Origin of the sequence: Streptomyces sp. NBC_01445 (assembly GCF_035918235.1) — a bacterium.
In the GTDB taxonomy this organism is placed as follows: domain Bacteria; phylum Actinomycetota; class Actinomycetes; order Streptomycetales; family Streptomycetaceae; genus Streptomyces.
Genome location: NZ_CP109485.1, coordinates 402,086 through 424,398 on the forward strand (window position 1 = coordinate 402,086; position 22,313 = coordinate 424,398).

At 67.7% G+C, this 22,313-nt stretch carries 17 protein-coding genes and 4 pseudogenes; 9 read left to right on the forward strand and 12 right to left on the reverse strand.

Annotated elements, in window-relative coordinates; all coding sequences use genetic code 11:
• Positions 1 to 26: 26 nt before the first annotated feature.
• The gene (locus OG574_RS02115; protein ID WP_326771562.1) at positions 27 to 878 is read left to right on the forward strand and encodes an aldo/keto reductase; all 852 of its coding nucleotides are present in this window, start codon (positions 27 to 29) and stop codon (positions 876 to 878) included.
• A 1,021-nt stretch (positions 879 to 1,899) separates the two neighbouring features.
• Here OG574_RS02115 and OG574_RS02120 read toward each other — a convergent pair.
• Together OG574_RS02120 and OG574_RS02125 are read right to left on the reverse strand one after the other, a co-directional pair.
• The gene (locus OG574_RS02120; protein WP_326771563.1) at positions 1,900 to 2,628 is read right to left on the reverse strand and encodes an SDR family oxidoreductase; all 729 of its coding nucleotides are present in this window, start codon (positions 2,626 to 2,628) and stop codon (positions 1,900 to 1,902) included.
• Positions 2,629 to 2,729: 101 nt separating this feature from the next.
• A complete protein-coding gene (locus OG574_RS02125; RefSeq protein WP_326771564.1) occupies positions 2,730 to 3,398 on the reverse strand; it encodes a nitroreductase in 669 nt (222 codons plus the stop codon).
• A gap of 148 nt (positions 3,399 to 3,546) precedes the next feature.
• On the opposite strand from OG574_RS02125, the gene OG574_RS02130 reads away from it, so the two are divergent.
• Positions 3,547 to 4,197, forward strand: a complete 651-nt coding sequence (locus tag OG574_RS02130; RefSeq protein WP_326771565.1) for an FMN-dependent NADH-azoreductase — start codon at positions 3,547 to 3,549, stop codon at positions 4,195 to 4,197.
• A gap of 376 nt (positions 4,198 to 4,573) precedes the next feature.
• Here OG574_RS02130 and OG574_RS02135 read toward each other — a convergent pair whose 3' ends face one another.
• The 4 genes and pseudogenes from OG574_RS02135 to OG574_RS02150 all read right to left on the reverse strand — a co-directional run.
• On the reverse strand, positions 4,574 to 5,059 hold the full coding sequence (locus OG574_RS02135; RefSeq protein ID WP_326771566.1) for a MarR family winged helix-turn-helix transcriptional regulator: 486 nt from the start codon (positions 5,057 to 5,059) through the stop codon (positions 4,574 to 4,576).
• Between the two features lie 194 nt (positions 5,060 to 5,253).
• A pseudogene (locus tag OG574_RS52620) lies at positions 5,254 to 5,538 on the reverse strand (IS3-like element ISAar45 family transposase); the annotation flags it as partial.
• Between the two features lie 376 nt (positions 5,539 to 5,914).
• Positions 5,915 to 8,082, reverse strand: a pseudogene (locus tag OG574_RS02145) (ATP-binding SpoIIE family protein phosphatase).
• Positions 8,073 to 8,297: pseudogene (locus OG574_RS02150) on the reverse strand (hypothetical protein); the annotation flags it as partial. The pseudogenes OG574_RS02150 and OG574_RS02145, both read right to left, overlap by 10 nt.
• A 148-nt stretch (positions 8,298 to 8,445) precedes the next feature.
• On the opposite strand from OG574_RS02150, the pseudogene OG574_RS02155 reads away from it, so the two are divergent.
• A pseudogene (locus OG574_RS02155) lies at positions 8,446 to 8,826 on the forward strand (ATP-dependent DNA helicase); the annotation flags it as partial.
• 407 nt (positions 8,827 to 9,233) lie between these two features.
• Here OG574_RS02155 and OG574_RS02160 read toward each other — a convergent pair.
• The gene (locus OG574_RS02160; protein ID WP_326771567.1) at positions 9,234 to 10,604 is read right to left on the reverse strand and encodes a carboxypeptidase regulatory-like domain-containing protein; all 1,371 of its coding nucleotides are present in this window, start codon (positions 10,602 to 10,604) and stop codon (positions 9,234 to 9,236) included.
• 93 nt (positions 10,605 to 10,697) lie between these two features.
• On the opposite strand from OG574_RS02160, the gene OG574_RS02165 reads away from it, so the two are divergent.
• Positions 10,698 to 11,261: a TetR family transcriptional regulator gene (locus OG574_RS02165; protein ID WP_326771568.1), complete on the forward strand. Its 564-nt coding sequence runs from the start codon at positions 10,698 to 10,700 to the stop codon at positions 11,259 to 11,261.
• Positions 11,262 to 11,789: 528 nt separating this feature from the next.
• On the opposite strand, the gene OG574_RS02170 is transcribed toward OG574_RS02165, so the two are convergent.
• From OG574_RS02170 to OG574_RS02185, 4 genes are all read right to left on the reverse strand, one after another.
• Positions 11,790 to 12,962, reverse strand: a complete 1,173-nt coding sequence (locus OG574_RS02170) for an RNA-guided endonuclease InsQ/TnpB family protein (RefSeq protein WP_326771569.1) — start codon at positions 12,960 to 12,962, stop codon at positions 11,790 to 11,792.
• 359 nt (positions 12,963 to 13,321) lie between these two features.
• On the reverse strand, positions 13,322 to 13,891 hold the full coding sequence (locus tag OG574_RS02175; protein WP_326778330.1) for an IS3 family transposase: 570 nt from the start codon (positions 13,889 to 13,891) through the stop codon (positions 13,322 to 13,324).
• A gap of 161 nt (positions 13,892 to 14,052) precedes the next feature.
• On the reverse strand, positions 14,053 to 14,409 hold the full coding sequence (locus OG574_RS02180) for a transposase (RefSeq protein ID WP_398380314.1): 357 nt from the start codon (positions 14,407 to 14,409) through the stop codon (positions 14,053 to 14,055).
• The gene (locus OG574_RS02185; RefSeq protein ID WP_326771570.1) at positions 14,381 to 15,478 is read right to left on the reverse strand and encodes a CapA family protein; all 1,098 of its coding nucleotides are present in this window, start codon (positions 15,476 to 15,478) and stop codon (positions 14,381 to 14,383) included. Before OG574_RS02185 ends, OG574_RS02180 begins: the two co-directional genes overlap by 29 nt.
• Before the next feature lie 575 nt (positions 15,479 to 16,053).
• On the opposite strand from OG574_RS02185, the gene dnaK reads away from it, so the two are divergent.
• The 3 genes from dnaK to OG574_RS02200 are packed head-to-tail and all read left to right on the forward strand — an operon-like array spanning position 16,054 to position 18,747.
• Positions 16,054 to 17,934 (forward strand): molecular chaperone DnaK, encoded by a 1,881-nt coding sequence (dnaK, locus tag OG574_RS02190; RefSeq protein WP_326771571.1) that lies wholly within the window; start codon positions 16,054 to 16,056, stop codon positions 17,932 to 17,934.
• A 2-nt stretch (positions 17,935 to 17,936) separates the two neighbouring features.
• On the forward strand, positions 17,937 to 18,503 hold the full coding sequence (gene grpE / locus OG574_RS02195; RefSeq protein ID WP_326778331.1) for a nucleotide exchange factor GrpE: 567 nt from the start codon (positions 17,937 to 17,939) through the stop codon (positions 18,501 to 18,503).
• Between the two features lie 52 nt (positions 18,504 to 18,555).
• A complete protein-coding gene (locus OG574_RS02200; protein ID WP_326771572.1) occupies positions 18,556 to 18,747 on the forward strand; it encodes a CsbD family protein in 192 nt (63 codons plus the stop codon).
• Positions 18,748 to 19,771: 1,024 nt separating this feature from the next.
• Here the strand turns inward: OG574_RS02200 and OG574_RS02205 are convergent.
• Positions 19,772 to 20,179 (reverse strand): ester cyclase, encoded by a 408-nt coding sequence (locus OG574_RS02205; RefSeq protein ID WP_326771573.1) that lies wholly within the window; start codon positions 20,177 to 20,179, stop codon positions 19,772 to 19,774.
• Between the two features lie 486 nt (positions 20,180 to 20,665).
• Between OG574_RS02205 and OG574_RS02210 the strand changes: the two genes are divergently transcribed.
• Positions 20,666 to 21,049 carry a hypothetical protein gene (locus OG574_RS02210; protein ID WP_326771574.1) on the forward strand — a complete coding sequence of 128 codons (384 nt, stop codon included), beginning with the start codon at positions 20,666 to 20,668 and terminating at the stop codon, positions 21,047 to 21,049.
• Complete coding sequence (locus tag OG574_RS02215; RefSeq protein WP_398380269.1) at positions 21,046 to 22,221, forward strand: alpha/beta fold hydrolase; 1,176 nt, start codon at positions 21,046 to 21,048, stop codon at positions 22,219 to 22,221. The genes OG574_RS02210 and OG574_RS02215 overlap by 4 nt, the downstream gene beginning before the upstream one ends.
• The last annotated feature ends 92 nt before the right edge of the window (positions 22,222 to 22,313 follow it).

Below are 22,313 nucleotides of genomic sequence, written 5' to 3' on the forward strand. Positions count from 1 at the left end.
GCTCCCGCATCGCAAGGGAATACCCCATGCAGTACGTGACCTTGAACAACGGCGTCGAGATGCCGCTCCTCGGCTTCGGCGTCTACCAGATCCCCGCCCAGGACACCGAACGCGCCGTCGCCGACGCCCTCGCCGCCGGCTACCGCCTTCTGGACACCGCCGCCGCCTACGCCAACGAAGAAGCCGTAGGCCGCGCCATCAAGTCCAGCGGCATCCCGCGCGAGGACCTGTTCATCACAACCAAGCTCTGGGTCCAGGACGCCCCCGCCGAGGACAACACCAAGCGCGCCTTCGAGACGTCGCTGACCAAGCTGGGCCTGGACCACCTCGACCTCTATCTGATGCACCAGCCCTTCGGCGACGTCTACGGCCAGTGGCGCGCCATGGAGACGGTGAACCGCGAGGGCCTGGTCAAAGCGATCGGCGTCGCCAACTTCTACCCCGACCGGCTCCTCGACCTGATCGTCAACAACGAGATCACCCCGGCGGTCAACCAGATCGAGACCCACCCCTTCTTCCAACGCGCCGACTACCAGGCACTGATGCGCGAACACGGCGTACAGATCCAGTCCTGGGGCGGCTTCGCCGAAGGCAAGAACGACCTCTTCACCAACCCGTTGCTGGCCGATATCGGCAAGGAGTACGGCAAGTCGGTCGCGCAGGTCGTTCTGCGCTGGCTCACCCAGCGCGGCGTCATCGCCATCCCCAAGTCCGTGCGCGCCGAGCGCATGGCAGAGAACATCGACGTCTTCGACTTCCAGCTCACCGACGAGCAGATGGCCCAGATCACCACCCTCGACACCGGTGCCTCTCTGTTCTTCGATCACCACGACCCCGAGATCGTCGCCTGGCTCGCCAAGCGCCGCCTGGACGCCTGACTCGAGTCTGTCCCGGGGCGAGCGACAAGGCCGCACCGTCGGCCGTCGCTCGCCCCTTCCCGATTCCGGATCCCTCTTGAAGGGCCCAACTGTCAACCAGCCAAACCGCAGTTCAGTCCGCCGCCGCACGTTCCTGCGCGCCGCGCTGCCGACCGGAGTTGCAACCATGACCGCACCCCACCTCACCGGCTGCTCGACAGCGAACAATCAGCCAGACCCCAACCGGCCCAAGACCGCGCCGAGCCCGGCGCCAAGCGATGCGACACGGGCACGGTGCTGCTCGCCTGCTTCTCCCGGCCTGAACGCGCCGCCCTTGACTCGGCCCAGCGGATTGGACGCGGCCGTGTGCATGTCGCTGCCATGACGGGAGACGAGGTTCCGTTCCGCGAGGTCGTAGAACTCCGCGCCAGGCTCCGTGCCGCGGGTGGGGAGCCGATGTGGTCCGCAGGCGTGTGCGGAGGGTCGCGCTTCAGGAGGCGGAGCAAAGGTGTATGCGGACGGTCTTGCCACCGTCCCGGATGAACCTGCCGATGAGGTCGCCGAGTTGGTGCACCAGGAGCAGCCCTCGGCCGCACTCGTTTCGGGGGCCGCTGCGCTACCCGGCGACGATTGCCTCACTGAATTCCCGGAACTCGGCGATCGGGTCGGACACGTCGATCACAGCGAGTCAGCAGCGGGGCAGCTACAGGCCACTTCATAGGGCTGCCACCTCAGTGAGCGAGGCTGAATCTTGTACCGCAATGATCGCGGAGCCGAGTACAGAGCTGCCTGATGGAGTGACGTGCTCAGCCGGTGGCTTGCGGGGTGTCCAGTGGCCGGGCGAAATCTGCGAGCATGTGGAATCTGGTCGGCTATCGGCAAGGTGACCGCGAAAGACGACCGGCCGCCCGGACATGCGGGCGGCCGGACCGGTGTCACACTCCGTCACACTCGGAGCGCCACCCCTGGGCCGCCGTGCCGAGTTGTTGCCATCGTCCATGGCGGGCCAGGGGTTCTTTGCCGCCTGAGAGGCGGGAGCGGGTCAGGAGAGCCAGTCGGTGTAGCGGGTGGGGGCGAGGTGGGCGTTCTTGTCGGTGAGGACGTCACCCTTGACGGCGGCGAACATACCCGCGGTGGGGTCGGTGACGACGGTGCGGTTGTCGCCCTTGTGGGACAGCGTGATGCGGCCCAGCTCGTCCAGGGTGAAGATCTCGGGGCCGCCGATGTTGCGGATGCCGTTCAGCGGGGTGCCGGCGGCGACCTGTGCCACCTCGTTGGCCACGTCCTTGGAGGCGATCGGCTGGATCGGTGTGGCAGGCAACCGTACGGTGTCGCCGTCGGCCGTCCACGACAGAGCAGCATCCATGAACTCCATGAACTGCGTCGCCCGGACGATCGAGTAGGGAACCGACGCGTCCACGAGGAGCTTCTCCTGGAGCACCTTGGCCCGGTAGTAGTCCAGCTCCGGCACCTGGTCCACGCCGACGATTGAGAGGATGACGAAGTGGCCGACGCTGCCCTTCCCGGCAGCGGCGAGAAGGTTGTCCATCGAGGTCTGGAAGAAGGCCGGGGAGGCTTCGTCGAAGGTCGGGGAATTCGTCAGGTTGACGACGACGTCGGCTCCCGCCACCGCCTCTTCCACTCCCTGGCCGCTGATGACGTCGACTCCACTGGACTTCGAGTGCGGTACCGCCTCATGCCCGGCAGCGTTCAGATTCTTGACGACCTGCGATCCGATCAGGCCGGTGCCGCCGATGACTGCGAACTTCATGACATGCCTTTCATGGGGATTACATGCGCAACGTGGCACATGAACAAATATGTGGACGCGGCAAGAAGCGGCGCCTTGACCAGTTGAGGAGGTGGAGGGCGTCACAGACCGTCGACGAATGTGACCGTCTCGTCGAGCGGCGCCCGGCCCGTACGGGCGTCACTCACCGTGACGTCCTCGAATCCGATCGACATGCCGCAGAAGAGCATGAGCTCGTCCGGGGGTGACAGGACCTCCGCGACGGTCCTGTGGAACTTCGCCCATGCCATCTGCGGGCAGCTGTTCAGCCCTTCGGCACGGAGCAGCAGCATGACGGTCTGCAGATACATGCCGACATCGGCCCATTGGGCGGGGCCCATGTCGCGGTCGATGTAGCAGAACAGCGCGGCGGGCGCACCGAAGCAATCCCAGTTCGCGGAAGCGGCCCGCTGGCGTGCCTCCAGGTCCGCGCGCGCAATGCCGAGTGCGCCGTAGCGCTGCTCACCGAAGGCGGACCGGCGCTCCCGGTACGGGGACTTCAGCACGAGGGGGTACTGCTCGTACTCCGGCTCGTCCCAGGGGTCGCCCGCGGCCAGGCGCTCGCCGGCGCGCTTTTTGACCTCGGCCAGCGGCCCGCCGGTCAGCACGTAGGCGTGCCATGGCTGAATGTTCGATCCGGACGGCGACCAGGCCGCGGCGGACAGCACACGGTCCAGCACCTCCCTCGGGACGTGCCGGTCGGTGAACCCGCGCACCGCCCGTCGGCTCGTGACTGCCTCGTAGACATCCATGATCGCCTGTCTCCCCGTCTGCTCGACGCATCAGCTTTCGTCACAACCGAGATAGTATCACTCACGACCATCTCGTGTTTGACTATAGCCGAGCACGAATACTCAGCCCCTGGCTCCCCGCCTCGGGCACTGCACATTGGAGAAGCCCATGGCTACGCTGCTGCACATCGACTCGTCCGTGTTGCCCGGGGAGGTGTCCTCGTCCCGTTCGGTCACGGCCGCCTTCCGTAAGACCTGGGAGGAGCAGCACCCGGAGGGCACGGTGATCTACCGCGATCTCGCGGCCAACCCTGTCCCGCACATCACCGCCGACGCCTGGTCCGCCGGCTACGTGGCCCCGTCCGCGCGCACCCCTGAGCAGTCGGCCGCGTTCGCCGCGCGCGTGAAGCTCATCGAGGAGCTGGAGGAGGCGGACGCCGTCCTGATCGGCGCCCCGATGTACAACTTCTCGATTCCCTCGACCCTCAAGGCGTGGCTGGACAGCGTGCTCCTGCTCGGCCGCACGGCGGGCGAGGCCCCCTCCGCCCAGGGCACCCCGGTTGTGGTCGTCGCCAGCCGCGGCGGCTCCTACGCGCCGGGCACCCCGCGCGAGGGCTTCGAGTTCGTACAGAACTATCTGGAGGCCGTCCTTAAGGGCACCCTCGGTCTGGACCTCGACTTCATCGTCCCGGAACTCACCATGGCCCCACGCAATGCGGCCATGGCAGACCTGATCCCCCTCTACGAGGCTTCCCGCAAGCGCGCCTTCGAGGACGCGACCATCAAGGCCAAGGAACTCGCGGAAAGCATCGCCGCGTAACCCGCCGGGCACCAGTCGCCGTGTGACGCCTCGCCCCAGGACGTCACACGGCGACCTCGGCGTCTGCGCCCTCTCCGATGGTGCCTATGGAGCTGTGCACCTCGGTGGCCCGACGCTGGGCGCGGCCAAGGGTTCGGCTTGTCGGCAGTGCACGCACCGGGACAACGGAGATGCGCAGGGTGAAGAACACGCCGACCAGACATGCGGCGCGGCGGCCGCCCGGACGACTCGACCCCGTCGGCGACGAAGCCCCGAGAACCGCCTCCAGGCAGGCCAATGCACGAAGGTCGCAGCCCTCAAGATCGGGGCCGCCCCACAGAAGCCCTTTGAAACGAAGAGGGCTGTCGTGGCAGGCGACCGGTACGCGCGGGCGCCCTTACACCTCGTCGTCTGCGGGATAGGCGAACCTGGTCAGCAGATCCCTCAGCTGCGCGGACTCGCCGGGCCCCAGTTCGGCAACCAGATGCTCAGACAGCGGCTCCGCTGCCACGTGTGCCGCATCGAAGAGCTCGACGCCCTGAGGGGTGATCTCCACTGCCCGCACCCGCCGGTCCCCCGGAACGGTCTTGCGTACGGCCAGCCCCATGCGCTCCAGATCGTCCACGACCCGCATGATTCCCGCCTTGTCCGACCCCGTCGCCGTCGCCAGGTCCCGCTGCACTGTGGGCCCGTCGTTGACCAGGGCGATCAGCACGGCGAAATGCCGCAACTCGATACCGAGCGGCCGGAGCGCCTCCCCCATTACAGCGGCCGCACGCCAGTGCGCCCGGCGTAGCAGCAAGCCGAGAGCGAAAGGCGATTCATCCCCAGGGCGGTCGGTCGCGCGCGAGGCGGTGGCTTGGTGAGGAACGTCGGCGGCCATAAGGGAACTTTACCAGCCGTCCACTCATTCGATACGGTATCGTTTGAAACTAAATATGGGGTGCCGGGACTGCCCGCGCGAGGGGGTGCCCGAGCCAATCCCGATGGGGCATCGGCCGGCCTTGCCGCATACGAGGGTTCCAGCACCAAAACTGGGATCACCCGGTCAGTCTTTTCCTGACATGCGGCGTACAGCGCATACGCTGCGACCGCGCGCTCCCACCACCCGGCCCTCTCGTCCGCGGTGAAGTCACGGCGCACGAGGTCGTCGTGGACCGGCGGACCGGCCTTCCTAACCCTGCCGCGCTTCTTCTCCAAGACGCTCCACCAGCGATTGTTCCGGCAGATTCGCCATACGGTCCGGTCGGCTATTGCAGTCCTCGAACTGCGGGCTTCATCGGCCAGGAAGCGATAGCCGAACTCCGGAGGCTCACGATGGGCATCGAACAACGCGTTTGCGCGATGAGCCTCCTCGAGCACCGCATCGGCCAACGGCCGGTCGAGCCAGCAGTAGTAGGGCTGTCCGGCGAGTTGGAGGACCCGGCACTGACCGTGACGGGAATCCCGTCCGTGGCCAGCTCATTCACGAGCGGGCAGATCCCTTTCCTGGCAGATTCGCCTGCGGCAGGTAGACCGTGACCTGTCCCCTTCCGGGTGCTGCTCCTGCACCCATAACTACGGGACGCCGTCATCCCCAGTACGCCTCAACTGCGGTGCAGAGAACACCCGCCGCTCGGCCCGAGCCCGAATGCCCAGGGCAGCGCCCAACCCATCTGGCGGGCCAACCGCGACCGCTCAGCCGGGCCAAGTAGGGGGCTCAGTCACAACAGCTGTGACTGAGCCCCCTAAAGCTCGTTCAGCCCGGCGCCGACTGAAGGACGGAGGCCAGATCCGGGAACTCCGGGTGTTCGTTCTCGCTCAGCTCAGCCCAGACCGTCTTGCCGTGCCGGGCGTGGCGGGTTCCCCAGTGCTCGGCGAGCTGGGCGACGAGGAGCAGGCCGCGCCCTCCCTCGTCGAAGTCGCGGGCCCGGCGCAGGTGGGGGGTGGTGCTGCTGTCGTCGGACACCTCGCACAGGAGGGCGCGGTCGCGGATGAGGCGCAACCGGGGGGCCTGCCGTAGCGGATGGCGTTGGTGACCAGTTCGCTGACCACCAGTTCGGCGGTGAAGTCGAGTTCCTCCAGCCCCCAGGCGGTCAGCTGCCGGGCGACGCTCGAACGAGCCCCGGCGACGGCTGCCGGGTCGGCGTCCAGGTCCCAGGCGGCGACCTGGCGGTCCCCAAGGGTGCGCGTGCGAGCGAGCAGCAGGGCAACGTCGTCGTGGGGTCGCTCGGCGGACAGCAGGGCTTCAAGCACGGTGTCGCAGGCAGCCTCCAGGGAGTCGGAGGGTTGCGCGAGAGCGTGGCGCAAGAGCGTAAGGCCCGCCTCGACGTCGCGGTCGCGGGCTTCGATCAGGCCGTCGGTGAACAGGGCCAGCAAGCTGCCTTCGGGAAGGTCGACCTCCGCCGCCTCGAACGGCAGGCCGCCCAAGCCCAGCGGCGGGCCGGGCGGCAGATCGAGGAGGCCGACGGTTCCGTCGCGGGCCACCACGGCGGGCGGCACATGCCCCGCGCGTGCCAAGGAGCAGCGCCCGGCGACGGGGTCGTAGACGGCGTACAGGCACGTGGCACCGGCGTCCCCAGCCGCTTCCGTGTCCGATTCGGCCGAGGCTTCCGCGTACAGCCGCAGGACGACATCGTCCAGGTGTGTCAGCAGCTCGTCGGGAGGCAGGTCGATGTCGGCGAGGGTGCGGACCGCCGTCCGCATGCGACCCATCGTGGCGGCGGCCCGGATGCCGTGGCCGACCACATCGCCCACCACCAGGGCGACCCGGGCACCAGACAGCGGGATGACGTCGTACCAGTCGCCGCCCACGCCGGCCTGGGAACCGGCAGGCAGGTAACGGCAGGCAACCTCGACGGCGGACTGCTCCGGCATACGCCGTGGGAGCAGACTGCGCTGCAGAGTGAGGGCGGTGTCACGGGCGTGGGTATAGCAGCGGGCGTTGTCGACGGCCACCGCGGCCCTCGCCGCGACCTCCTGGGCGAGCAGCAGATCCTCGTTGTCGAAGAAGTCGGCGTTGCCATGACGGGAGAACTGCGCGACACCGAGGGTCGTGCCGCGCGCACTCAGCGGCACGACCAGCGTGGAGCGGATGCGAGGGGCCCCGGCGTCGTCGGTCGGATCCGTCGGCGCCGCCGTGTGCCGGGAGGGCTGCCCGGTGGCCAGGGCGCGCCCCGAAGGCGATCCCTCCGGGCAGATATGGACCTCCCCCGACCGAATCGTCGGCTCCGGCCCGCCTTCCACCACCGCCGCCTGGGCAAACCGGTGCAGCAGGAGCGGGCCCGGCGCCGGAGTGTCGTCCCCGTAGACCACGGAGTCGAGCAGGTCGACGGTGACAAGGTCGGCGAAGTGGTCGGTGGCGAGATCCGCCAGCTCCTGAGTGGTGCGCGCGATGTCCAGGGTGGTCCCGACGCGCATGCCGGCCTCGTTCACCACGGACAGCCGCCACTGCAGTCGACGGTCCCGCTCCTCCTGGAACACCATGACGTCCTGCTCGCAGGTGCGATCCAAGTATCCGGTGGCCGTTGCCAGCAGCTGGCGAGATGCCAAGCTGATCAGCTCGGCATCGTTAGCCAGCAGGGGCACTTCCGCGAGCAGCCTGTCGAGTAAGACGCCCTGCGCAAGCCGGTGCGCCCGCAGCATCGCGCTGGCTGGCGTGCCCCGCCGCGCCAGCCAACGTACCCGTTCCACATCGGAGGCTGGCGGTTCGATCTCGCCCGGCTCGATGCCGTACTCAAGGCCAGCCAGCACACCGATGACGTGTTCGCTGATGTTCTCATACGTCATACGGGCGAGATCCGGATCGTCCCAGAGTTCGGGAACCTCACCGCGCAGGCATCGCTCCACGTCGGCGACCAGCTCGTCCGTTCTCGGGCCGAGCTCACGCCCGACACGGGACACAAGGCTGTCCGCCGTCAAGTCCACACTGTCGACATTACGCCGAACGGGAGGCCCCGCGAGCTGTCAGGCCCGGCCCTGTCGTTCGGCCCCAGACGGGCGTAGTAGTCGATGAGATCCGGGACGTCCACGCGGTGGCGGGGGTTGACGACCTGCTCGACCGGGGCGCCCTGGAGCAAGCGCTTCACCGGCATCTCCAGCTTCTTGCCGGTACGGGTGTGCGGGATGGCCGGAACTTCGAGGTCTCGTCGGCCTCGAGCACCGCATCGGCCACCGGCCGGTCGAGCCAGCGGTAGCAGGGCTGTCTTGCGAGTTGGAGGACCCGGCACGTGACGCGTGACTGAAATCCCGTCCGTGGCCAGATCTTCCACGAGCAGGTAGACCCACGCCGACCGTGTGGTGGAGTCCCTCTGGCCACTGCTGAAGCCCGAAGCGGTAGTGCGGGCCCTGCTGACGGACGCCCGCACCATGGCCACACATCTGCCGTCGCTAACCGGTGGCGAACGGTCCCGGCTACTGCGCTCGCCTGACACCGCGTGGACCGATGCTGATGCAGCGCTGTTGGACGAGGCGGCACACTGGGTGCACGGGCCACCGGAGCGGACGTTTGGGCTGTCGTCGGCGAGGAGGCCCAGGAGCTGACCGCCATACAGTGGCGGTTGGTGATGCGCCGGCACCCGGCCGTCGATGACGCTGGTGGACAACTTCGCCGAGGCGGGCCCCGCGACGCCAGCGAGCGACTGGTCCCAGGCGCCGGGCCCGCATCTCGGCACCGGGTTAACCAAGTGGAGCCGCGAGGCGCAGCCGCCTCAGGGAAACGCTTTCCCTATACGGCGGGGACGACCTGCTATAACGAAGTCCACGAGGACGGCATTACCTCGCCTCTCGGTCCGGCCCCGCCCCTGAGGCCAACATGCGCAGGGCCCTTCCCGCCACCGTCCGCATGACCGTGCCGCGCGGCGGACCCTGGGCGCACCTCACTGTGTCGGGCTCCGCGTAGCGGGATGTGGCGCTCACCAAGGGCATGAGACGAGCGCGCGGTGCCTCATGCCTCACCAGCGGGTCAGGGAGCGCACGCGACATGCGGATTCACCGGCCCTCACGGGTTTCGGCCCCGTTTCGGCCTGGCCCCGTTTCGACCCGGCCGCCGTAGCGATGCCAGCCGCGAGGAGTCTTCCTCACCGGGACACCGTCGTGGGTCCGCCCGACGTCGCGATCTCGACGCTCAGCTCGCGCCTGCCCAACGTGAAGTCCGCGGTGACCATCTCGCCCGCCCGCAGCAGCTTGCGGTGGGCCCGCGGGTGCATCCCGGGTGCCGAGGCGACCACCGTGAGGTGGTCCTCCGGCAAACCCGTGACGGCGTAGCGCCCTTGTTGGTCAGTGACGGTGGAGACCAACTGCCGCCCCCGGCCGTCCAGTACGATCACCGCGGCCCCGCGCACCGGCTCCTGGTCGGGATCGCACACCACCCCGGCCAGGACGGGCACCGGTTCGCCGAAATGGTGCCGCTGGACCGGAAGTGCGGTGGGTACGGGGGTTTCGACGGCCGGATCGTCCACCGGCGGTTCGGCGACCGCGTCCCGTACGGCGGCGCGCCGGTGCCGCAGGAAGTCGAGACCGAGCAAGGCCGCGCCCGCGGCGATCCATGCACACAGGACGAGGACCGGCTCGAGGACCCCGGCGCCGCCGAAGTACAGGACGCCCCGCAGCGCGTCGACGGCGTTCGCCAGCGGCATGACGGCGTGCAGGCCCTGGAAAAACCGCGGCATCAGCGGGGCCGGTACCGCTCCGCCGCTCGTCGGGATCGAGATGACGATGAACAGTGTCATGCCGATGGCGGGCAGGAACTGGCGAGTGAAGGGCGCGAGCCCGGATGTGGCCGTGGCCACGGCGGTGGTGAGCAGGAAGGCGATGCCCATTACGGCGGGTTCGGCGTTCAGGTAGCCGAGCGCGGTTCCCACCGCGTAGCCGACGCTGCTGAAGACCGCGGCGACGACCGCGATGGCCATCAGTTTGCGTCGCCGGTCGAAAGCGACGGCGCGCAGCAGCATGGTGGCGAGGATGTAGGCGGGGATGTTCCAGGCGGTGGCGAAGTAGAGGACGGTCGAGCCCAGCAGGTCCTTGTCTGCGGTCGGCGCGACGTCGCGGATCGCGAGCCGGTCTGCCGACCCCGCGACCTCCCCGAACGCGGTGGTCAGGGTCTGTTCCAGGGACGCTCCGTTCGCCTTCGCGACGTAGAGCACCGGGTGCGCCCCGTCGGGGGCATAGCCCGCGAAGGCATCCCGGTCCAGGACCGCCTGCCGGGCCTGCTCCGGATCGGCGAGGGTGTGGACGTCGAATCCGCCGGGGTACCGCGCCGCCAGGTCCGCGTCGATCCGGGCCGCCGCGGCCTCGCCTCCCGCCACGACCACCTTCACGTGGTGTGGTCCGGGCGCGTGCAGGGCCGGAGCGAAGACAAAGATGATGCCCAGGAACAGGACCGCGGGGAACCAAGCCGCTTCGGCCAGGGCCTTCACCGTCCTTCCAAGTGACCGTTTGCTGCTCTCCACCGTGTCGCGCTCCGTTTCCCGCACCCATTGACGTACCGATCGGCACACAAATGACGGATGGACTATACGTGTACCGTCCGGTACGTTCAAAATGTGGCCCGTCCCGTAAACACCGAGAAACGCGCCGAACTCCTCGCCCAGGTGGTGGAGTACGTGCAGCGCCGGGGCCTCGCGAACCTCTCGCTGAGCCCACTCGCCGAGGACATCGGCACCACGAAGCGCATGCTGCTGTACTACTTCGGCAGCCGCGAGAACCTGCTGGCAATGACCCTCGCGGCAAACCGCCCCGACGCACACGCACTGTTCGACGGCGTCGCGGACAGCGCAGACCTGCGCCGATCGGCCCATACCCTGTGGAACGCGATCACCGTCGGGGAACAGGCTGGGCCGATCCGGATGCTGCTCCAGCTCCTGAGCCTGGCCGCAACCGACCCGGAGGACTACGGAGACCTCGCCGAGGAAACCGTCGAGGTCATGATCGGCCCGATCGCGGACGCCTTCACACGCCTCGGCCATCGGCGGGAACAGGCCCGGGAGCGTGCGACCCTGCTCGTTTCCGGCCTGCGGGGCCTGTGCCAGGACCGCCTGGTGACAGGGGACGCGGCCCGCACCGACGCAGCCGCCTCACACCTCATCGAAGCGGCAGTCGAGGAGTAATAACGATCCGGCCCGCGGGACACCGAGCACCACGCGCCGAGATCCGCAGCCCGCAGCGCAACCGCCAACCAACCCGTCTGGCAGAGAGCCCCTGCGCAGCCGGCCACCCCCAGACGGCCGATCAGAGGCAGCAGCAACCCCATCGGTGAAGCAGCGGTCACCCGCGACCGGAGCGCGACAACCGAGCGACAGGTTCCCCCAGCACCGAAGCGGGCGCACGACGACGCCTATTACCACCGGACAGCCAAGTAGGACGGCAACAACGCCATAGCGCCCGACAAAGACGCCCGGAACAGGCTCGCAGGTATGGCGCTACTCCTGCCGGATATCAGGGGCTGCCGTCGAACGGCCTTCGCCAGGACCAACCGGGTTTGATGCACGCGCGCCGTTTTTGCGCCCCGACCGCCAGCGTCGTTGGTCCTCCGGTCCCCCGGCCTGCCTGATCCCTGTCAACTGCCCGGTCGTGGAACGACCGGGTTTGCTGCTCGAGTCATCACTGGCTGTGATGGGTTCGGCTGCGTCCAGGACTCACGCGATGAGGGTGAGTTCAGGGGCCGTTGACTGAGCCCCGCAGACCCACACGTACCACCCGCGGTGGGCGATGTTGTGGGACGCGTTGTGGTCCGCGTGCTCAACGAAGCCGCAGACCCGGCACGAGAAAACAGCCTGGGCAGGCCGGTTTCCGCGTTCGGTGTGATGACACTTCGAGCATTCCTGGCTGGTGTACGCCGGATCGACATACACGACCGGCACTCCGGCCCGCTTCGCTTTGTAGGCGATGAAGGAGCCGAGTTGGGCGAAGGGCCAGGAGTGGAGCGTGGTGCGTTGGGGCTTTCTCAGCCGTGCCCGCTCGCGGATGCCCTTCAGGTCTTCCAGGGCGATCCCGCGATCGGTGCGTTCAGCCTCCGCCACGATCCGCTTGCTGATCTTGTGGTTGATGTCCTTGTTCCGCCGGGCTTCCTTGCCCGCGTACTTCTTCGCCCGCCGCTTGGCGGACTTGGTGTTCTTCTTCTGCAGCTTGGAACGCAGCTTGCGATCCCGTTCCCGCTTGCGGTTGATCCGGCGACCGCAGTGTCGTGCCCCGTCGGAGGTGGCCGCGATGTTCACGATCCCCAGGTCGACGCCGAGGAACCCGTCCGGATGCGTGTTCAGAACCCCCTCGGGGATCTCGCAGGTCGCGATCAAGAACCACTTCCCGCCCTGGCACACCAGGTCAGACTCACCCTGGCGGTGCGCAGCCAGGACCTCCACCTGCTCGGCCTGCCCGGTGAACCGCACGCCCTTCAGGCGGCCCGCGGTGGTCCAGATCGATACCGTGCGTGCCTGGTGCTGCCAGGACAGCATCCGGTCGTCGTAAGGCTGCGCCGCCTCGGGCCGGAAGACCACCGGCTTGCCCGAGGCGCGAGTGTGCCGCCTGGAACCGGGCCGCCCGTACCGGCCGTTACGCAGGTTCGCCTTCAGGGTGGTGTAGGCGTCGCAGGTCTTCTTGATCGCGTGCTGGGCGGCCTGGGCGCCCAGTTGCCACCTGGCCCGGATCTCGGCGTAGGTGTGCTTGCGGAGCTCCAGCGGACGTCGCGCCTCTTTCTCGAAGGCGACGGACGCGGCCCACGTGGCGGCCTCGTTGCAGGCGTGCAGGGTCGCCTCAAGTGCCGCCGCCTGTACGGGCGTCGGCAGCAGCTTCACCCGCACCACCAGCTTCACGATCAGCGAACCTATACACCTGAACGAAGACCCACCACATGTTCGGCCCCGCCCCACCCGAACGAGCGACACCCACCCCGCCCCTGACCACGCACACCGCCGTAGCCCGGCTCCGCCGGAACGCCCCGGGCCGCTCCGCGGTCGTCATGGACTGCGGCACGTCACGGCGACGCTCCGCGTCGCACCCCGTGGATGCGATTCCTCCCGGGCGCGAACGACCGGGGGTTCCTCGCAAGAATCCGCTGAAGACCGCGCTTACGAGCGTGGCTCGGGTGGACGTGTTCTCCCGGACAATCGTCGGCTGGTCCGCTGCCACCAGCAAGCTGACGAAGCTCGTCCTTGACGCACTGGACACGGCGCTATGGCGCCGCGACCGGTCCGCCCTGCGACCCGGCATCGGAGTGATGCATCAACTCGCCCTTCCGGTAGGAGTGTTGGTCGCGATCACGTTGCCACAGGGCCATCTCGAGAGCGTCCAGGACGAGCCGTGTCTCCTTCGAGGTGGCCGCGGACCAGCCGACGATACGGCGGGAGAAGGTGTCCACGACGAAAGCGACGTAGACGACGCCGGCGAATGTGGCGACGTGGGTGAAGTCGGCGACCCAGCAACGGTTCGGGGCCGGGGCGACGAAGTCGCGGTCCACGAGGTCCGGGGCCCGCTCCACGCTCACGTCGGGAATCGTGGTGATCACCCGCTTGCCGCGGACCGCGTCGGTGATCCCGAGGTCACGCATGAGGCGTTCGACGGTGCAGCGGGCCGCCGCGACATCCTGGCGGTTCAGGTGCCGCCAGATCTTCCGGGCACCGTAGACGCGGTAGTTGGCCTCGTACGCCTGGGTGATCAGGTCCTTCAGCTCGGCGTCGCGGAGGGTGCGGGCCGCAGGCTTGGCCTGGCGTTTGTGGTGGGCGTAGTAGGTGGACGGGGCGATCTTGCAGTCGTGGTCGGTGAGGACCCCAGCAGCACGCTTCTATCAGGCCACATCGCGAAGAACGCGGACGCCGACAGGGCGGCACATCGCCGAGAAGCCCTCAACTGGCGGGGCAGCAAAGAAAAGAGCCAACCCCATCGGCATCTGTCACTGTCGCACCGTCACCGGGTCGACGTCTCCAACGATGGCATTGACGCGAAGAAAGACGCCGCAGCCTTCAAGATCTCGTTCGCCCGCTTGAGTTCGGCGATCTCCTTCTTCATCGCTTTGACCTGCGCGGACTCCTCCGTCGTAGTGCCCGGACGGGCACCTGCATCGATCTGGTCCTGCCGCACCCACTTGCGCAGCGTCTCGGTCGTGCCGATGCCCAGTTTCTGGGCGACCGCTTTCATCGCGGCCCACTCGGTTTCGTACTCGGGCCGCACCTCGGCGACCATCCGCACCGCACGACGGCGCACGCGCACCGGAGCGCGAGGGAGCAGCGATCCTTCACAACGTGAGCGTGCCGTCGCGCTCAAGCCTTATGTCTACGCTTTCGCTGATCCGCGCGAGCGTCGTGCGTAGCCAGGCACGGTCCTGTTCCGGGGCGTATTCCAGCCGCATCCGCCGGGCCCGCAAGGGCACCATGCGCAGTCCCATCAGCTGGCCCGTGTCCGCGGCTACGGAGACGAAGTAGGCAACGCGGAGGTCGTCGCGATACTCCTCGTAGCCTGAGATGCCCTCGTAGTCGTCGATGAAGTCGCCGCAACCGTGCAGGATCAGCCGGTCGCGATATACCTCGATGGGGCGAGGGTGGTGCGAGGAGTGTCCGTGAACGACGTCCACTCCACCGTCCACCAGGGCATGCGCGAAATGCACCTGATCCTTGGGTACGTGGTAGCCCCAATTGGAGCCCCAGTGCACGGACACGACGGCGACGTCGCCCGGTCGTCTCACCTGCCGTACCCGCTGAGCCAGTGCCTCGGCCGCCGCGGCCGTCGGCCCTGGAACATAGGCGACTCCGGCCCGCGCTGCGGTCGCCGCCCAGGTCGGCGGAATGCCACTGGACGGCATACCGACGGCGAACACCAGGACCCGAGCGGCCCGGCCCACCGGGACCACGGCGGGCGCGTATGCCTGCGCGGCGTCACGCCCCGCACCGGCACACCGCAGGCCCGCCCCGGCCAGCGCATCGAGCGTCTCTGCCAGCCCTGGCCGGCCGAAGTCCAGGACATGGTTGTTCGACAGGACACACACATCAGGCTGGGCCACCGCCAGTGCTGCCACATTGGCCGGGTGCATCCGGTAGTGGATCGCCTTGCCGTGCGTGAATTCCCCGTCGCCGGTGATCGCCGTCTCCAGGTTCACGATCCGGGCGTCGGGGGCGGTCCGCTCCAGCAGGACGAGCGCGTCACCCCACGGCCACTCCGGGCCGACCGGCTCGGGGATCGGGCCGCTGGCCTCCTTCGCCAGATCCACGTAGGACCGCGCGTCCCGCACGTAGTCCTCCCGCAGCTCGGGGTCACCGGGGTGCGGGAGTATCTGGTCGACGCCGCGCCCGAGCATCACATCTCCGCACAGGAACAGCGTCACCACGCCGGTGCCCATGTGAACAGCGTAGACCGGTCCCGGGGCCGTCACTCAGTCGCGCGGTGCAGCAACGGGAGGTCTCATATCCCCGGTCCGCAGCGAGGAACCGGTCGAGCACGTCCAGGCGACGAGAGCTCTCCACCTCGCCTTGCCGAATAGGCAAAGTCAGGTCCAGACCCGCACCTCATGGGGGGAAGAGGTGGCTTGAAGTGGCCGGAACGGGGAACCGGATCTGTATGCGGTCCTAGAAGTGAAACCCTCGGCGACTGCTGGGTTGATGAACAGGGCGTTCCGTGCCGGGCGCGGGGACTGCGGCCCGACATCCAAGTCGATGCTGTCATCGCTGAGGGGTTCGGGTGGCTGCGGGCAGCGTACGACCACTCTTCGTGACGTACGGCTGCGTGCCACCTACAACCGCAAGCGGGCCGTGCTTTCCCTGGCCGTGGTCCGCCCGGTGCGCCACACGGTGGCTGTCCGCGTGGTCGCCCGTACTCCGAGGCCGTCGTCGGCCCGATGGGAGCGAAGGGCCTGAAGAGGGTCCAGCCGGGAGTCGGCGGGTCCCGCGGTTTCCGTCAACCGAGGAGGGAATGGAGATGGCACGCTCGGTCGGTATCGACCTCGGCACGACGAACTCGGTGGTCTCGGTCCTCGAGGGCGGTGAGCCCACCGTGATCACCAACACGGAGGGGGCCAGGACCACCCCGTCGGTCGTGGCCTTCACCAAGAGTGGCGAAGTACTCGTCGGCGAGGTCGCCAAAAGGCAGGCCGTGACGAACGTGGAGCGCACCGCGCGCTCGGTGAAACGGCACATGGGAGACCACAGCTGGCGGTTCCCGGAAGCCGGGGATATCGACGGCAAGCAGTACAGCGCACAGGAGATCTCCGCGCGCGTGCTGCAGAAGCTGAAGCGGGATGCGGAGGCGTACCTGGGTGAGGACGTCACCGACGCCGTGGTCACCGTCCCGGCGTACTTCGACGACTCCCAGAGGCAGGCGACGAAGGAAGCCGGCGAGATCGCCGGTCTGAACGTCCTGCGGATCGTGAACGAGCCCACGGCCGCGGCGCTGGCGTACGGATTGGACAAAGAGAACGAACAGACCGTGCTGGTCTTCGACCTGGGTGGTGGCACCTTCGACGTGTCGCTGCTGGAGATGGGCGAGGGCGTCATCGAGGTCAAGGCCACCAACGGCGACACCAACCTCGGTGGTGACGACTGGGACCAGCGCGTCGTCGACTACCTGGTCCAGCAGTTCAAGAATGGCTACGGAGTCGATCTCTCCAAGGACAAGATGGCGGTGCAGCGCCTGCGGGAGACCGCCGAGAAGGCGAAGATCGAGCTCTCGTCCTCGACCGAGACCACGATCAACCTGCCCTACATCACGGCGTCCGCCGAGGGCCCGCTGCACCTGGACGAGAAGCTCACGCGCGCCCAGTTCCAGCAGCTCACGTCCGACCTTCTGGAGCGCTGCAAGACGCCGTTCCACAACGCGATCAAAGACGCGGGCATCAAGGTGTCCGACATCCATCATGTGATCCTCGTGGGCGGCTCCACGCGGATGCCGGCCGTGACCGAACTGGTCCGCGAGCTCACGGGCAAAGATCCGAACAAGGGCGTGAACCCGGACGAGGTCGTCGCCATCGGCGCCGCCCTGCAGGCCGGTGTCCTCAAGGGTGAGGTCAAGGACGTCCTGCTCCTCGACGTGACCCCGCTGTCCCTCGGCATCGAGACCAAGGGAGGGATCATGACGAAGCTCATCGAGCGCAACACCACGATCCCGACCAAGCGTTCCGAGATCTTCACGACGGCCGAGGACAACCAGCCGTCCGTGCAGATCCAGGTCTACCAGGGCGAGCGCGAGATCGCGGCGTACAACAAGAAGCTCGGGATGTTCGAGCTCACCGGTCTGCCGCCGGCCCCGCGTGGTGTCCCGCAGATCGAGGTCGCCTTCGACATCGACGCCAACGGCATCATGCACGTGACCGCGAAGGACCTGGGCACGGGCAGGGAGCAGAAGATGACCGTCACCGGCGGCTCCGCCCTCCCCAAGGACGACATCAACCGCATGGTCCACGAGGCCGAGCAGTACGCCGAGGAAGACCACCGTCGCCGCGAGGCCGCCGAGACCCGTAACCAGGGCGAGCAGCTCGTCTACCAGACGGAGAAGTTCCTCAAGGACAACGAGGACAAGGTCCCCGGCGAGGTCAAGACCGAGGTCGAGGAGTCCATCGCCGAGCTGAAGGAGAAGCTCAAGGGCGAGTCCGCCGAGGGCGACAACACTGCCGAGATCCGCACCGCCACCGAGAAGGTCGCCGCCGTCTCGCAGAAGCTGGGCCAGGCCATGTACGCCCAGGCGCAGGGCGCGCAGGCTGCGGGCGGTCCCGAGGCCGGAGCCCCGGGCGACGAGCACAAGGCCGCTGATGACGACGTCGTCGACGCCGAGATCGTCGACGACGACAAGCCGGAGGCGGGGTGACCATGGAGAAGGAACAGTTGCAGCTCACCGACCCCGAGCTGCGGCGACTACTCGAGGAGCGCACCGCAGACCTGCAGCGAGTGAAGGCCGAGTACGACAACTACCGCAAGCAGGTACGGCGCGACCGCATGGCCGTGCGCGAGATAGCCGTTGCCAACGTACTGCGCACCCTACTGCCCGTGCTGGACACGATGGATCGCGCGTACGAGCACGAGCCGACGACACCGGGCCTCAAGGAAGTCACCGAAACCCTGTGCGCCCAACTCGGCTCACTGGGCCTGCAGTCGTTCGGAGAGGAGGGCGACGAGTTCGACCCCGCGTGCCACGAGGCCGTAGCCCATCACGTCTCCCCGGAGACCCACCGGCTCTGCTGTAGCCAGATCCTCTCCCCCGGATACCTGCTCGGCGGCCGCCTGCTGCGTGCGGCCCACGTGGAAGTCACCGGGCCTCGCCCCGAGCGGAACCATGACGGAGCGGAAGGCCGTGACATCGGCGAGCGGGACAGCGAGCCGCCCAGGCGTCCACGCGCAGGACCAGGCGATCACAGCCGACCGTGGGCGCTCGGGTGATGGTCGGACCTGCGTTGGAGACGCAGGAATTTCACAGGAGGAAGGTGTCGTCATGACCGGCAGGGGCGGCCTGGACAAGATCAAAGGCAAGGCCAAGGAGATGACGGGCAAGATCACTGGCGATCGCCGCAAGGAGGTCGAGGGTAAGGGCGACCAGGTCAAGGGCGAGGCCAAGAAGGTCATGCGCGAGGTCCACGACCGTGCGCGCGGCGCCCGGGACTCCCTAAGGCGCCGGCACAACTGACGCGGCCGTAGCGCGGACAGCCCCGGCGGGGGCTGTCCGCGCGGCCCCTCCATGCTGCTTGCCGATACCGAAACGCACGTCGGTTCAGCACCATCCGCTCTCGCGTGCCAACGGCGCGGGTTGCGCGCCCCGCCATGTCGCCGGGCGAGAGCCACCCTCCGAGCTCGAGCAACTCCGGGGCGGCATTGCTGTTGACCTTCGAATCAGTGAACGCCGCCGTGCTCAGGACGCGGCCGGCCGGAGGAGAGAGGTCTGGACGGCAACCAACGGACCTGCCCGCAACGGGGACCGGCCGAAGCGCACGAAGACGGCATTCATACGCATCGCCGGTGATCAATTGGCCGTCCGCCTGGCCTGGTGGGAACGAATCGCCGCCCGCCGGGGAAGTGTGCGTGTTCCTCTGTCGGCAGTGCACCGGGTCTCGCTCGAACCCGTTGGTGGCGGCCGCTGCGCGGCACCCTCGCCACGGCACTCGCATCCCGCATCCCTGGAACCGTCTGTATCGGCACGCGAAGCCATCACGGCGGGGAGGATTTCGTGGCCATGAGGCTTCCGCGGCACCACACCGAAGATCGACAAATCCATGCCTTGGCGCCAACCGCTCCCAGTGCCTGAGGAAACGGCACGGCACAAGGACAGGCCTACCGCCCACGCTGCAACCACGCCTTCGCAATCAGGAGCGGGTCCGATTCTTGGGCGATGCCAGGCCGACGCCGGCAGCACGACCTGACGCGACAGACGAAGTCCTCGATCATGGAGCGCCTGCCTCCCTGCGTTGCCTCTACCCGCACGACGAGGCCCCGCTCTTCCCGCGGCTCGGTCCGCGGTCGAGGTTGTGGACCGAAGGCCGTTCAGTAGCACTCCGTCGTGAGGGTCGGCGGACTCCCAGCAGGCCGACTGAGCTAAATCCTTCTCTACGGGTTCAAGGCCCGCGCATGGCGTCCCGGGTGGCCGTTGAACCGGACCCCGCAAGGCAGGGTTGCGGAATCCAGACCGCCACCCGCCTCGGGGCGTGCTGGCGGGCTCAGATGAGGCCGAGCTGCCGCATCATTCCGAGTTCGTCACTGCTACCCCAGCGCTCGACGAGCTTGCCGTCCTCGAAACGGCTGATCTGCATACCGCGGAAGCTCACCGACTTGCCGGTCGGTGCGTGCCCCGCGAGTTCGCCGCGGTGGGTGCCCGTGATGGTATACGCGAAGGCCAGCTCGTCCGCGGTCGCCAGCAGGTGCTCGACCTCGACGTGCAGATCGGGGAAGGCGCGCCTGAGGTCCCGGAACATGGCCTGATACCCCTCGGGACCCGGGCCCTGTCCGGGGGCGGCGTCGTGGTCGATCGAGCCGGGAGCGACGATGTCCGCGATGGCGGCGAGATTCCCGCTGTTGACGGCCTCGCCGAAGGCGGTCTGGGCGGCGATGTTGTCCTGCTGGGACATGGCACTCCTCGGTCTGTGAAGGCATCCGCCTGGCCTGCCACTCCGCTGGAACGGCCCACCCTGGCCACCGATCCTCTGCAGCCGGTCCGGAAGCGCCTCCCGACACGCCAGCAACCACCCCGTTACGGGCTGCCCCGTACGCCCGTCCGCCCCAACGCCAGCCCGTACGTGGGACGCTCCTCCCCCACTCGGCCGCCGGCCGCACACCCGCCCAACGCACTGTTGAGCAGCCCGAGAGCTCACCGGCGCGCCGGTGTTGCCGGTGCTGCCGGGCACCCCCGAGCGGCGCAGCTTCGCCTACGTGCGGCACGGCACCATCGACCCGTTCGCCGCGCTGAACACGGCAACCGGAAAGGTGATCAGCCGCCTGTCCGCACAGCATCAGGCGGTGGACTTCAGGGACTTCCTGGCCGAGATCGCCCGCCAGACTGAGCCCGGCCTGGCGGTCCATGTCATCTGCGACAACTCTCCGCCCACAAGGCACCGGTGGTGCACAAGTGGCTGCTCGCACACCCCGGGTTCACCCCACACTTCACCCCGACCTACTCGTCGTGGATCAACCAGGTCGAGCGGTGGTTCACCGAACTGCAACGACGCCGTCTGGAACGTGGCGTCTTCTGCTCACTCGACGATCTCAAGACCGCACTCAGCGAATGGATCAAGATCTGGAACGCGGCCGCCGGGCCTTTCAAGTGGACCAAGACCGCCGACCAGATCTGCCACTACTGCGACAGAATCTCCGGACCGACTCACTACGCGCTGTGCTGCGGCTTCCGTGCCGCCGCCTTCAGGGCGCGGCACCCGGATCCACCGTCGCCGGCCCCCTGCGCAGTCGCGCAGCCTTCGGCCGATGGCCTGACGTTCCCGTGACCGGCGCGGTGACGACTGCCGGACCGGGTAGGGGAATTCGTGCGTTCACCGTCGATGCAACTCGACTACCGGGCGGCCGCGGTTTCACGGGAAGTATGGAGATGATCAGCAGACGAACCTTCGGAAAGGTCGTCGGTACGGGAGTGGTTGCGTCCTCAACGGCTGGCCTTTCCGTGGCGTGCTCAACTGCCACGTCCGGCGAAAACAATCACTTTCCGCAGACGGACGAGCAAGTGGAGGAAAACTCAGGGTTCGGCTCATTGAAGCAGGTCGAGGCTGGCGTCCTGAATGTGGGATACGCAGAATTAGGCCCGGCCCATGGCCCGGTGGTCGTTCTTCTGCACGGCTGGCCTTACGACATTCACAGTTACGTCGCTGTCGCGCCGTTGCTGAGGGAAAAGGGATACCGGGTCATCGTTCCGTATCTGCGGGGCCATGGCACGACGCGCTTCCTTTCGAGCGAGACGTTCCGGAACGCGCAGCAGTCGGTATTTGCTCTCGACATCATCGCCTTGATGGATGCGCTGCGGATCGACAAGGCGATCCTCGCAGGCTACGACTGGGGATCGCGGACAGCGGACATCATTGCGGCGCTCTGGCCAGAACGGGTCAAGGGGCTGGTCTCCGTGACCGGCTATCTGATCACGAACCTGGAAGCCAACAAGAAGCCGTTGCCGCCGAAGCTCGAGTGGGCATGGTGGTATCAGTTCTACTTCGCCACGGAGAGAGGCCGGCTCGGCCTCGAACAGAACCGGCATGATCTGGCGAAGCAGGTCTGGAAGTTCAACTCCCCGACATGGGCTTTTGATGACGCCACGTTCGATCGCACCGCGGAGGCGTTCCGCAATCCGGATTACGTCAGCATCGTGATCGACAATTATCGCTGGCGGCTGAGCCTGGCCAAGGGCGACCCCCGTTACGACGACCTCGAAAAGCGGCTCGCCGCAGGTCCCGTCATCACCGTGCCCACGATCACCCTCGACGGCGAGGCCGATCCCTTCACGCCTGCGGGCGGCGGCTCTTCCTATCGCGACAAGTTCACCGGTCACTATGCGCATCGAACCCTGAAGGGTATCGGTCACAATCTGCCCCAGGAAGCGCCCCGCGAATTCGCGCAGGCCGTCGTGGACGTCGACAATTTTCCCGCAGCCGGGCGGACGTCATCCCCATGACGGCGGGGTCGCGGCCTCGCCGGACCCTCTGCCTCACGTCTCATCGCCACTCCTCGCTGCGGGGAGCGCAGACCACGTGCAGTCAAATGACC